The sequence below is a fragment of the Micromonospora sp. NPDC051296 genome, from assembly GCF_040682255.1.
GTDB classification, from domain to species: Bacteria; Actinomycetota; Actinomycetes; order Mycobacteriales; family Micromonosporaceae; genus Micromonospora; species Micromonospora craterilacus.
The window spans coordinates 1-11898 of sequence record NZ_JBFBAO010000046.1 but is presented as its reverse complement, the minus strand read 5'-3'; the positions used below and the strand labels follow the sequence as shown (position 1 = coordinate 11898).

General features: G+C 71.8%; 10 protein-coding genes. 6 read left to right on the top strand and 4 right to left on the bottom strand.

Annotated features, from left to right (window positions below; genetic code table 11):
* Positions 1-57: 57 nt before the first annotated feature.
* Positions 58-438 (bottom strand): chorismate mutase, encoded by a 381-nt coding sequence (locus AB0M52_RS07950; protein ID WP_363950423.1) that lies wholly within the window; start codon positions 436-438, stop codon positions 58-60.
* A 329-nt stretch (positions 439-767) separates the two neighbouring features.
* On the opposite strand from AB0M52_RS07950, the gene pcrA reads away from it, so the two are divergent.
* Entirely contained in the window at positions 768-3170 is a 2403-nt protein-coding gene (gene pcrA / locus AB0M52_RS07945; RefSeq protein WP_363950421.1) for a DNA helicase PcrA, read from the top strand.
* A 176-nt stretch (positions 3171-3346) separates the two neighbouring features.
* A complete protein-coding gene (locus AB0M52_RS07940) occupies positions 3347-5020 on the top strand; it encodes an ABC-F family ATP-binding cassette domain-containing protein (RefSeq protein ID WP_363950418.1) in 1674 nt (557 codons plus the stop codon).
* A 24-nt stretch (positions 5021-5044) separates the two neighbouring features.
* Here the strand turns inward: AB0M52_RS07940 and AB0M52_RS07935 are convergent, their stop codons facing one another.
* Positions 5045-5851 (bottom strand): M23 family metallopeptidase, encoded by an 807-nt coding sequence (locus tag AB0M52_RS07935; protein ID WP_363950416.1) that lies wholly within the window; start codon positions 5849-5851, stop codon positions 5045-5047.
* A gap of 274 nt (positions 5852-6125) precedes the next feature.
* Positions 6126-6839, bottom strand: a complete 714-nt coding sequence (locus tag AB0M52_RS07930) for a M23 family metallopeptidase (protein ID WP_363950413.1) — start codon at positions 6837-6839, stop codon at positions 6126-6128.
* 414 nt (positions 6840-7253) lie between these two features.
* On the opposite strand from AB0M52_RS07930, the gene AB0M52_RS07925 reads away from it, so the two are divergent.
* From AB0M52_RS07925 to sucD, 3 genes are all read left to right on the top strand, one after another.
* Positions 7254-7658 (top strand): cobalamin B12-binding domain-containing protein, encoded by a 405-nt coding sequence (locus AB0M52_RS07925; RefSeq protein WP_363950411.1) that lies wholly within the window; start codon positions 7254-7256, stop codon positions 7656-7658.
* 473 nt (positions 7659-8131) lie between these two features.
* Positions 8132-9310, top strand: coding sequence for an ADP-forming succinate--CoA ligase subunit beta (sucC, locus tag AB0M52_RS07920; RefSeq protein ID WP_363950408.1), 1179 nt, complete (start codon positions 8132-8134; stop codon positions 9308-9310).
* Between the two features lie 2 nt (positions 9311-9312).
* Positions 9313-10200 (top strand): succinate--CoA ligase subunit alpha, encoded by an 888-nt coding sequence (gene sucD / locus AB0M52_RS07915; RefSeq protein WP_111214752.1) that lies wholly within the window; start codon positions 9313-9315, stop codon positions 10198-10200.
* Positions 10201-10242: 42 nt separating this feature from the next.
* Here the strand turns inward: sucD and AB0M52_RS07910 are convergent, their stop codons facing one another.
* On the bottom strand, positions 10243-10503 hold the full coding sequence (locus AB0M52_RS07910; RefSeq protein ID WP_363950405.1) for a DUF4190 domain-containing protein: 261 nt from the start codon (positions 10501-10503) through the stop codon (positions 10243-10245).
* A 157-nt stretch (positions 10504-10660) separates the two neighbouring features.
* Here AB0M52_RS07910 and AB0M52_RS07905 point away from each other — a divergent pair.
* A partial coding sequence (locus AB0M52_RS07905) for a DUF6350 family protein (RefSeq protein ID WP_363950402.1) occupies positions 10661-11898 on the top strand: 1238 nt, incomplete at its 3' end.

Sequence of the window (11898 nt, the reverse complement as noted above, 5' to 3'; positions counted from 1 at the left end):
CCGGCGCCCCGGTCCTCGTTGGGCGTTCGAGCGCCGCCCACGGGCATCATCCGGCGGTCAGAGCGGGCCGCGGCCGGCCCGCAGCAGCAGCAGGGCGAGCTGCGTGCCGTCGGCACCGAGGGCCGCCCGGAACCGCTCCAGGATCTCCTGCTCCCGAGAGAGCACGAGCCGGGTGCCGCCGGAGGCCATCCGGGTGGTGCCGACCTCCCGGGACAGGGCAGCCCGCTCCTGCCACAGCTCGATGAGCGCCCGGTCGATCTCGTCGATCCGCACCCGGATCTCGGCGATCCGGGCGGCGGCGGCCGGCTCCGCCGTACCGGTGCCGCGGTTGCCCGGCGCGGACTCGGGCGCGGGCTCGGTGCGATCGGCCGGGCCGGTGCCGTTCGGGGTCGTGCCGGAACCGGCCGGGCCGCCGCTCTGCTCCATCACGTCTGTCATCTTCGGGTACCTCTCGCGGTGTGGTGCCCGGTGCCCGGATCCCGGGACGACAAAAGCCCCGGACTCCGAGGAGCCCGGGGCTTTCGCAGGTCTTGTCGATCAGGCGCGACCTACGGCTGCCGGACTCCCGGTGCCGTAGTAAAAGTAGTAGCGCTGATCGAACACGCCGTCGAGTATGCCGCCCGACCGGGGCGGCGCGCAAGGAAAGCGTTAAGAAGGGGCCCTTCCTCTACCGTAGGCGTTAAGAAGGGGCCCTTCCTTGCACCTCGTCCCGTTCGGGGGCGGCGCGGGCGGGCGATGTCCGGCCGGCGGCATAGACTCGCGGTGCGATGCATCCTCTCTTCGACATCCCCGTGTCCCCGCCCGCGCCCGCGCCTGCCCGGGCGCTGCCGCCGCATTGGCCCGCCCCCGGCCGCCTCGATCCGTTGCAGCTGGTGGAGGGCCTCAACGGCCCCCAGCGGGATGCGGTCACCCACGCCGGCTCGCCGCTGCTGATCGTTGCCGGTGCCGGTTCCGGCAAGACCCGGGTGCTGACCCACCGGATCGCCTACCTGCTCGCCGCGCGGGACGTGCATCCCGGCGAGATCATCGCGATCACCTTCACCAACAAGGCCGCCGGCGAGATGAAGGAGCGGGTGACCGCCCTGGTCGGCCCGCGCGCCCGGCTGATGTGGGTGTCCACCTTCCACTCCGCCTGCGTACGGATCCTGCGGGCCGAGCATGAGCATGCCGGCCTGAAGTCCACCTTCTCGATCTACGACGCCGACGACTCCCGCCGGCTGATGCAGATGGTCACCCGCGAGCTCGACCTCGATCCGAAGCGCTACCCGGCGCGTGGCCTCGCCGCCCAGGTCTCCAACCTGAAGAACGAGCTGGTCGACCCGGAGACCTTCGCCGCCCGGGCCAGCGGGCCCAACGAGCGCGCGCTGGCCGAGGCGTACACGCTCTACCAACGGCGGCTGCGCGAGGCGCACGCGCTCGACTTCGACGACCTGATCATGACGACGGTGCATCTGTTCCAGTCGCACCCGCACGTCGCGGAGACCTACCGTCGCCGGTTCCGGCACGTCCTGGTCGACGAGTACCAGGACACCAACCACGCGCAGTACGTCCTGATCAAGGAGCTGGTCTCCGGCACCGAGGGGGTCGAGTCGGCGGAGCTGTGCGTGGTCGGCGACGCGGACCAGTCGATCTACGCGTTCCGGGGCGCCACGATCCGCAACATCCTGGAGTTCGAGCGCGACTTCACCGACGCCCGCACCATCCTGCTGGAGCAGAACTACCGCTCCACCCAGACCATCCTGAACGCCGCGAACGCGGTGATCGACCGCAACACCTCCCGCAAGCCCAAGCGGCTGTGGAGCGACGCCGGGACGGGTGAGCCGATCGTCGCCTACGTCGCCGACACCGAGCACGCCGAGGCGGACTGGGTGGCCCGGGAGATCGACCGGCTGGTCGACGCCGACGACGCCCGGCCGGGCGACGTGGCGGTCTTCTACCGCACCAACGCCCAGTCCCGGGTCTTCGAGGAGGTGTTCATCCGGGTCGGCCTGCCGTACAAGGTCGTCGGCGGGGTGCGCTTCTACGAGCGCAAGGAGGTCCGGGACGCGCTGGCCTACCTGCGCGCGGTGGTCAACGACGACGACACGGTCAGCCTCCGTCGGATCCTCAACACGCCGCGCCGGGGCATCGGCGACCGCGCCGAGGCGTGCGTGGAGGCGTTGTCCAGCCGGGACCGCATCTCCTTCGGCGCGGCACTGCGCCGGGCCAAGGACGCGCCGGGCATCTCCACCCGGGCGGCCAACGGCATCGCCGAGTTCGTCGCGCTGCTCGACTCCGCCCGGGAGTTGGCCGCCGACGGCACCCCGGAGGACGTGCTGGAGGCGGTGCTGACCCGCTCGGGCTACCTGACCGAGCTGGAGGAGAGCCTCGACCCGCAGGACGCCGGTCGGGTCGACAACCTCCAGGAGTTGGTCAGCGTCGCCCGCGAGTACACCGAACGGATCGAGGCGACCGGCGCGGACGGCGAGCGGGCCACCCTGGCCGGCTTCCTGGAGCAGGTCGCGCTGGTCGCCGACGCCGACCAGGTCCCGACCGACGACCCTGAGCACCAGGGCGTGGTCACCCTGATGACGCTGCACACCGCCAAGGGCCTGGAGTTCCCGGTGGTCTTCCTGACCGGCCTGGAGGACGGCGTCTTCCCGCACCTGCGCTCGCTGGGCGACACCCGGGAGCTGGAGGAGGAGCGGCGGCTGGCGTATGTCGGCATCACCCGGGCCCGGCAGCGTCTCTACCTCTCCCGGGCGGTGACCCGCTCGGCCTGGGGCCAGCCGGCCTACAATCCGCCGTCCCGGTTCGTCGAGGAGTTGCCGACCGAACTGGTCCGCTGGGAACGGACCGAGGGGTCGTACACCTCGTGGGGCGGTGGTGGCGGGGGCGTGGGCGGCCGCGCGGACCGGGTCACCGGCGGGCGCGGCGGCTTCACCGGGGGTACGCCCCGGGCCGTCCAGCTGGCTCGGAAGCTCGGCGTGGACGGCAGCCGGTTGGCCACCGCCAGCGAGCTGCCGCAGGGGCCGAAGGTCACGGCCGGGGACCGGGTGAACCACCAGCGCTACGGGCTGGGCCGGGTGGTGGCCGTGGAGGGGCACGGCCCGGGCGCCCGGGCGCAGATCGACTTCGGCGACCAGACGCTCTGGCTGGTGCTGCGGCACGCCCCGATCGAGAAGCTCTGAGTCCCGTATCGTTGGGGCATGTACACCGGCTCTGGCTCGATGAAGCTGTGGTCCCGCCGCTGACGGCGGCAGGGTTGACCGGCTTTCTCTGATCGAGCTCTGTTCCGCCGTCCTGGCGTTCCCGCCGGGCGGCGTATCTGTGCTGCCCGGCTCCACGACGAGCCGAAGAGCACACAATGAAAAATCTTGAACTGGATTCATCGCAAGCCTGGGGCGGTCAGCTGCCGGCCGGTGACCGGGCGCACGTCCGAGCCGACGGCGTACGGGTCGTGCTGGGCGGGCGGGTAGTGCTGTCCGACGTGAGCGTGACCGTCTCGGCTCGCTCACGACTGGCCGTCGTCGGCGAGAACGGCCGCGGCAAGACGACGTTGCTGCACGTGCTGACCGGCATGATCGCCCCTGACCAGGGCACCGTGGAACGGATCGGCACCATCGGCGTCGCCCGGCAGGCGCTGGAAGCGCGCAGCGGCGAGACGGTGGGCAGCCTCGTCATGGGTGCTATCCGGCAGTCCCACCGCGCGCTGCGGGCGCTCGACGACGCGGCGACGGCGATGACCGAGGGCAAGCACGGCGCGGATACGGCGTACGCCGCCGCACTCGACGTGGCTACCCGGCTGGACGCCTGGGATGCGGAGCGCCGCGTCGACGTGGCGTTGGCCGGGCTCGACGCCTGCACCGATCGAGAGCGCCCGCTGTCGACGCTGTCGGTCGGCCAGCGCTACCGGGTTCGGCTGGCATGCCTGTTGGGGGCGCGTTACGACCTGCTGATGCTGGACGAGCCGACCAACCATCTCGACGCGGAGAGCCTGGCGTTTCTCACCGCCCGGCTGCGTCAGCACCCGGGCGGGGTCGTGGTCGTCACGCACGACCGTGCCCTGCTCAGGGACGTCGCTCTGGAGTTCCTCGACCTCGACCCCAGCGAGGACGGGCGACCGCGCCTGTTCGCCGGGGGCTACGCCGGCTGGCAGAACGGGCGCCGACGCGAGCGCGAGCGCTGGGTACACGACTACGAGGCCCAGCAGACCGAACACCAGCGGCTGGCCGACGCGGTGTGCGAGGCACAGCAACGACTCAGCACCGGCTGGCGCCCGGACAAGGGACATGGCAAACACCAGCGCCAGTCCCGCGCCCCCGGTGTCGTCCAGGCGCTCCGACGCCGGCAGGCAGACCTTGAGGCCCACCAGCTCACCGTGCCTGAGCCGCCGCTGCGCCTGCGGTGGCCCGACATCGGCACCCGTCCCGGGTCACCTGTGTTGCGCTGTCAGGACGTCACCGTGGCCGGGCGGCTGTACCAACCGGTCACCCTCACCCTCGACGGCGGCGACCGGCTGCTGGTGACCGGCCCCAACGGAGCGGGCAAGTCGACACTGCTCGCGGTGCTGGCGAAAGATCTCGAACCGTCGACCGGGGACATCCGCCACCTCTCGCGGGCCCGCGTCGCGTACCTCGGGCAGGAAGTACCCGCCTGGCCGCCGACCGCCCTCGCCCACGAGCTGTACGACCAGCACGTCGGCCAACTCCAGTCCAGGGGCCACCTCAGTGCCGAGGACCGCCGCCCGCTGACCGCGACCAACCTGCTCGACCGGGAAGCCTTCCGTACCCCGGTCGGGCGGATGTCACAGGGCCAGCAACGCAGGCTGAACCTCGCGCTGCGCCTCGCCGAGCGACCCGACCTGCTGATTCTCGACGAACCCACCAACCACCTGTCGGCGCCTCTGGTCGACGACCTGACCGCCGCCCTGCTGGCAACCCCGGCAGCGGTCGTCGTCGCCACGCACGACCGTCAGATGCTCGACGACCTCGCGGCCTGGCCCACCCTGCCGCTCGCCGCCATCGAGGAGGAGCCGTGACGCGCCCGCACCCTCAACGACGGGTCAGCAGGCGACGGAGATGCCCCGGGCACGCAGGAACGGTGCCGGGTCGATCTGGTTCCACATCTGGCCCTGGTGCACCTCGAAATGCAGGTGTGGGCCGGTCGAGTCGCCGGTGGAGCCCTCCAGGCCGATGGTCTGCCCGGTGCTGACCTTCGCGCCCACGCTCACCTTGGCCGTGCTCAGGTGGGCGTAGTGGGTGAGGTAGTCGTTGCCGTGGTCGATGAAGACGGAGATGCCATACCCGTCGCCGACGTCGCCGGCCTTCGCCACGGTGCCTCCGAAGGCGGCGCGGACCGGGGTACCGGCGGGCAGCGCGAAGTCGATGCCGGCGTGCAGGGTGCCCCAGCGGGGGCCGTAGCACGAGGTGATGGCGGCACCGGCCATCGGGATCACCCACGACGACTTCGGCGTCGCGCTCTTGGCCGGCGCGGGTGTGGCCTTCGGGCTGGCCTTCGTGGCCTTCGGGCTGGGCTTCGCGGTCGGGCTCGCGCTGGCGCTCGCGGAGGGGCTGGCGCTCGGGCTTGCCGACGGAGTCGGAGTCGGGCTGTCCGGGGTGGCCAGGGTGACCGGCTCGCGGGCTGAGCGGTCGGCGCGGGCGGCGGCCTCGGCCCGGTCCGGGGCGTCGAGCGAGACCGGGTTCGGGGTGGGGTGGTCGTCGCGGGTGGCCACGGCGACACCACCGAGGCCGAGCCCGACCAGGGCGACGGCGCCGACGACCAGGTGGCGGTGGCGGCGGCCGAGGCGGCGCCGGTGCCGGGCCGGGGCGTCGGGGATCTTCCGGTATGGAGTTGAGCTGTCGTCCTGCACGGCGGACCTCACTGGATCGAGTGGCACGTGACCTCGAAATCCTGGTGTCGGTCCAGCTCAGGACGGGTACCGGGGGTCAGGCCGGCCGCCGGTGGTGGCCAGCGCGTTGTCCAGGTCTGTCCGCCACTGCCGCCGACTGACCGGAGCGGTGGTTCGGATCGGCTGTGGCATCGCTCACAGTCTCTGCTGTGAGCTGGGATACTTTCACGGCCGGGGGGACATGCAAAACCGCCCGGATCGATTGATCCGGGCGGTCAACGGGCCTCACACGGCGTCAGGACTCCGCTACCTCGCTGTAAATTGCCTCGACTTGCAGCTTGATGTCCACTCCACGCTCCTGCAGCCACGGCACCGGGTCGAGGGGCTCGCCCTTGACATGGACCTCCAGATGCAGGTGGGAGCCGTACGAGTGGCCGGTGTTGCCCACCAGGCCGAGCTGGTCGCCGGCCTTGACCTGCTGACCCTCGCGGACGCTGAGCGCGGAGGAGTGGCCGTAGATCGCCTCACTGCCGTCGGCGTGCTGGACGATGACGGCGTAGCCGTACCCGCCGAACCAGCCGGCCTTGGTGACCATGCCCTCGTGGATCGCGACGTACGGGGTTCCCTCCGGGGCGACCAGGTCGATGCCGGTGTGCAGCTTGCCCCAGCGCATCCCGTACGGGGAGTTGAAGTCGTAGCCCTGGAGGGGTAGTAGCCACACTCCGGTGTCGGCCGTGCTCTCCGGGCCGCTGCGACTGTCGCGGGACGCCCGCTCGGCGGCGTCGGCGCGGTCCGCGACGCCCTGGCTGCTGATCGACGCCTGCTTCAGCTCGTCGAGCACCGACGGGCTGACGCTCTTGGCGTCCGGCAGTGCGCCGGCACCCAGCGCGACCACGCCGGCACCGACGAAGGCGGTGGTGACGACTGCGGCGTAGCGGCTACGTGGGGGGGTGGGTACGCGGCGGCGGCCGCGATATCGATCGGGCTCAGACGACAGGCGCTGGCGCACGCATACCCTCCGTTGTCGGGTTCCGATGCGATCTGACCGTCGTCCGGATCGGGTGGCCGAACGTCGGCTGTTCGCGTCATCACCCGTCCGTAGACCTGATGACAACCGTGGACACGTTAGCCAACCGTCAGTCGAGTCACAAGCCGAAGCGCCGAATTCGTTGCCTCGTTCTGTCCTAATCCGTCCATTATTGTCATGCCTCGCGGCGCTGGAGAGCTGCCCTCGTTATCGTCCGTTCGTCGCGTACGGTGACCGATCGGCGGAGTCGTCTCCCTTGACGCGAGCCGCACGGTTGCGGCCCTGCGTGAGGTCGCGGTGGCAGCGGGTTCCGCCGGCCCCCGTTCCCCGGCCCCGGCCGGCCGGGTTACCGTTCGTTCAGGTGAATGCCGCGGAGCCGGTGAAAGGGATGCGCAGATGAGCTCTCGTGTTCGGGTCGTCGTCGCCAAGCCGGGCCTGGATGGCCACGACCGTGGCGCCAAGGTGGTGGCCCGCGCCCTCCGGGACGCCGGCATGGAGGTCATCTACACCGGCCTGCACCAGACGCCGGAGCAGATCGTGGAGACCGCGATCCAGGAGGACGCCGACGCCGTCGGCCTCTCGGTGCTCTCCGGGGCGCACATGACGCTGTTCCGTCGGGTGCTCGAACTGCTCGACGAGCGGGACGCCCGGGACATCGTGGTGTTCGGCGGGGGCATCATCCCGGACGCCGACCTGCCGGAACTGGAGCAGCTCGGCGTGGCCAAGATCTTCACGCCGGGTGCGACCACGCAGTCCATCGTGGAATGGGTCCGGGCGAACGTCGCCCAGCCGGTGGGCTGAACGCGGCCCGCGCGGGCGACAGGCTGCCGGGCAGGGCGGACACAGGGGGAGGGGCCGGACGCACCCCTCACACGTCCGGCCCCTCTATGCACGATGCCCCGCCGCCACCCCTCGACCGACAGGGCATCGGCCGTATTTGTTGTCCTCGCGCTGTCCAGCGCTCCGACACCTGACTCAACGACGCCCTTCCGGCGGGGTTACGCACGACCGCACAGATCCCTGGCCGGCCTGGCGAGATCGCCCGAACGGGTGACGCCGGCCCGGTCCGCTGCGGGACGGTGACGCGGCGTCGGCTGCGGATGTGGATTACGGCACACCGCGCGCCCGCTCGGTTGCCCGCCGTGCCGGCATCGCTAGGCTGCGCGCAATGGCCTGCGTCAACTTCAACTGATGTCAGGCATCGCACTGTTTTCTTTCCATACGCTGGTGGCGGCGCGACGGTGCGCCGCGGAGACGGGACGGGACGCGCAATCGTGGACCTGTACGAGTACCAGGGGCGGGACCTGTTCGAGCGGCACGGGTTGCCCGTGCTCGCCGGCGGCGTCGCCACCACCCCGGAGGAGGCCCGCGCGATCGCCGAGCGCCTCGGCGGCCGGGTGGTCGTCAAGGCGCAGGTGAAGGTCGGCGGGCGAGGCAAGGCCGGCGGCGTCAAGCTGGCCGAGGGCGCGGAGGAGACGGTGGCCCGCGCCACCGACATCCTCGGCATGGACATCAAGGGCCACACGGTCCACAAGGTCATGATCACGGTTACCGCCGACGTGGCCGACGAGTACTACTTCTCGTACCTGCTCGACCGGGCGAACCGCACCTTCCTCTGCATCGCCAGCGTCGCCGGCGGCATGGACATCGAGCAGGTCGCCGCCGAGACCCCGGAGAAGGTCGTCAAGGCCCCGATCGACGCGGTCGAGGGCGTGGACGAGGCCAAGGCCCGGGAGATCGTCTCCGCCGCCGGCTTCCCGGCCGAGGTCGCCGACCAGGTCGTCGACATCGCGGTGGGGTTGTGGAAGGCGTTCGTCGCCGAGGACGCCACCCTGGTCGAGGTCAACCCGCTGGCCAAGACCAAGGAAGGCAAGCTGCTGCTGCTGGACGCCAAGATCTCGCTGGACGAGAACGCGGGCTTCCGGCACCCGGACCACGAGGCCCTGGTCGACCAGGCGACCGTGGATCCGTTGGAGCAGGCCGCCAAGGCGAAGGACCTCAACTACGTCAAGCTCGACGGCGAGGTCGGCATCATCGGCAACGGCGCGGGCCTGGTCATGTCCACGCTCGACGTGGTCGCGTACGCCGGCGAGCGGCACGGCAACGTCAAGCCGGCCAACTTCCTCGACATCGGCGGTGGCGCGAGCGCGGCGGTGATGGCCAACGGCCTGGAGATCGTGCTCTCCGACCCGTCGGTGAAGAGCGTCTTCGTCAACGTCTTCGGCGGCATCACCGCCTGCGACGAGGTCGCCAACGGCATCATCCAGGCGCTGGCCCTGCTCGAGCAGCGCGGCGAGCAGGTCACCAAGCCGCTCGTCGTGCGCCTCGACGGCAACAACGCCGAAGCTGGTCGGGCGATCCTCGACGGCGCGAACAACCCGCTGGTGCAGCGGGTCGACACCATGGACGGCGCGGCCGAGCGGGCCGCCGAGCTGGCGGCTGCGGGGGTCTGACAATGGCTATCTGGCTGACCAAGGACTCGAAGGTCATCGTCCAGGGGATGACCGGTTCCGAGGGTTCCAAGCACACCCGGCGGATGCTCGCCGCCGGCACCAACGTCGTCGGCGGCGTCAACCCGCGCAAGGCGGGCACCACCGTCGAGTTCGACGGCACCGAGCTGCCGGTCTTCGCCAGCGTCGCCGACGCGATGAAGGACACCGGTGCCGACGTCACCGTCATCTTCGTGCCGCCGCAGTTCACCAAGGGTGCGGTCATCGAGGCGATCGACGCCGAGATCCCGCTGGCCGTGGTGATCACCGAGGGGGTGCCGGTGCACGACACCGCCGCCTTCTGGGCGTACAACGTGGCCAAGGGGGAGCGGACCCGGATCATCGGCCCGAACTGCCCCGGCATCGCCTCGCCGGGCGCCTCCAACGCCGGGATCATCCCGGCCGACATCACCGGCACCGGCCGGATCGGCCTGGTCAGCAAGAGCGGCACGCTGACCTACCAGATGATGTACGAGCTGCGCGACATCGGCTTCTCGACCTGCGTCGGCATCGGCGGCGACCCGATCATCGGGACCACGCACATCGACGCGCTGGCCGCGTTCGAGGCCGACCCGGACACCGACGCCATCGTGATGATCGGTGAGATCGGCGGCGACGCCGAGGAGCGGGCCGCGGAGTTCATCAAGGCCAACGTCACCAAGCCGGTGGTCGGCTACATCGCCGGCTTCACCGCGCCGCCCGGCAAGACCATGGGTCACGCCGGTGCGATCATCTCCGGCTCCGCGGGCACCGCCGACGCGAAGAAGGCGGCGCTGGAGGCGGTCGGCGTCAAGGTCGGCAAGACGCCGACCGAGACCGCCAAGCTGATGCGGGAGATCATGTCCGCCGGCTGAACGGCAAACACGCGCTGAGGGGCCGACCGGAAGGTCGGCCCCTCAGCGGTTCCAGTACGGGTAGTTCCCGGTGGACCGCAGGATCAGGCTGACGACGATGTTGAGCACACCGAAGGCGATGGCCAGGTAACCGAGCACCGGTGACTTTGCGTACCGCTTTGCGTCGCGGACCGACAGCCAACCGAAGACGATGCCGAGGATGCCGCAGCAGAGCAGGCCGGTGACGATGCCCAGCACGCCCCAGAGGGTGGTGCGGTCCCGGCCGGCGGGCGGCGGCGGAGGCGGTGGATACGGAGCGTTCACAGCTTCCCTCCGGTCGCTTGCTGCCGCGATGTGGTCACGGTCCTTGTGCCGAGGCTAGAGGAGGACGTCGCCGCGCCACGGGCGATCACACGAACTGGATGCTCTGGTGGGTGGTGTCGGACAGCCGACGCCGGCACGGCATGCCAGAGTAGAGCCGATGTCGTTTGTCACCCCTGACCAGCCTCGCCGGGCAACCGACGCCCGCGGAGCCGGCGCCCGGCCACCCGGCCGTGCCGGCCCATCGCGCCGGGTGCCGTTGCCGCGGGACGGGACGCCGGGCCGCAGCCACGCGCCGCTGGTGGTCGCCGCGCTGGTCGCCGCCGGTGGTGCCGCGCTCACCTCCTGGCTGCCCGTGGCGTTCGTGCTCTGGCTGTTCCAGCTCAGCGAGGGTGCCGCCAGCCTGCTCGGCGGCGTGCGTGCCGGGGCGGCCGGCTGGTTGCTCGGGCACGGGGTGCCGCTGGCCACCGCCAACGGCCCGCTGGGTCTGGCCCCGCTCGCGGTGACCGCGTTGGCGGTGTGGCGGCTCACCCGCGCCGGGGTGCACGCCACCCGCGCGATCGGTGCCCGGGGCAGCCGGTCTCCGGGCCGTACACTCGTCGCGGCCATCGCGGTCGGCATCGCGTACGCCCTGCTGGGCGTGCTCGCCGCGATGCTGGCCGGTGCCGGCGTGTCAACGGTGCGGGCCGGGGTGACGCTCGCCGTCCTCGGCACGCTCGCCGCCGGCGTCGGCGCGGCCCGCACCACCGGGCTGGCCGAGGCGTTGGCCGCACAGGCGCCGCTGCCCCTGCGCGAGGGTGTCCGTGCCGGCCTGGTGGCCGGGCTGGTGCTGCTCGGCGCGGGGGCGGCCGTGGCCGGGCTGGCCGTGGCGACCGGTGGTGGCGACGCGGCCGACCTGATCGGCGCCTACCGCACCGGGGTGGCCGGGCAGGCCGGCATCACCCTGGTCAGCCTGGCGTACGCGCCCAACGCCACCGTCTGGTCGGCCAGTTACCTGCTCGGCCCCGGCTTTGCCGTCGGCACCGACACGGCGGTTCGCACCAGCGAGGTTTCGGTCGGCGCGCTGCCGGCCCTGCCGTTGTTCGCCGGCCTGCCCAGTGGGCCGGTCGACGGGCTCGGGTCGGCCGCGGTCCTCGCGGTTCCGGTCCTGGTGGGGATGGCCACCGGCTGGCTGCTCGCCCGTCGGTTGGTCGGGGTGGCCGCCGCCGAGCGCAGCCCGCGGCCGTGGGGGCGGCTGCTCGCCCCGGCCGTGCTCGCCGGACCGGTGGCCGGCCTGCTGCTGGGCGCCGCCGCGGTGGCCTCCGGCGGGCCGCTGGGCGCCGGTCGGCTGGCGGAGGTCGGCCCGGTCGGCTGGCAGGTGGCGCTCGCCGCGACCGCGGTCACCGGCGGTGGCGCGCT

Excerpts from the sequence above, each read along its gene's own strand:
- AB0M52_RS07950 (WP_363950423.1), bottom strand. The coding sequence starts at position 438 with ATGACAGACGTGATGGAGCAGAGCGGCGGCCCGGCCGGTTCCGGCACG.
- pcrA (WP_363950421.1), top strand. The coding sequence starts at position 768 with ATGCATCCTCTCTTCGACATCCCCGTGTCCCCGCCCGCGCCCGCGCCT.
- AB0M52_RS07940 (WP_363950418.1), top strand. The coding sequence starts at position 3,347 with ATGAAAAATCTTGAACTGGATTCATCGCAAGCCTGGGGCGGTCAGCTG.
- AB0M52_RS07925 (WP_363950411.1), top strand. The coding sequence starts at position 7,254 with ATGAGCTCTCGTGTTCGGGTCGTCGTCGCCAAGCCGGGCCTGGATGGC.
- sucD (WP_111214752.1), top strand. The coding sequence starts at position 9,313 with ATGGCTATCTGGCTGACCAAGGACTCGAAGGTCATCGTCCAGGGGATG.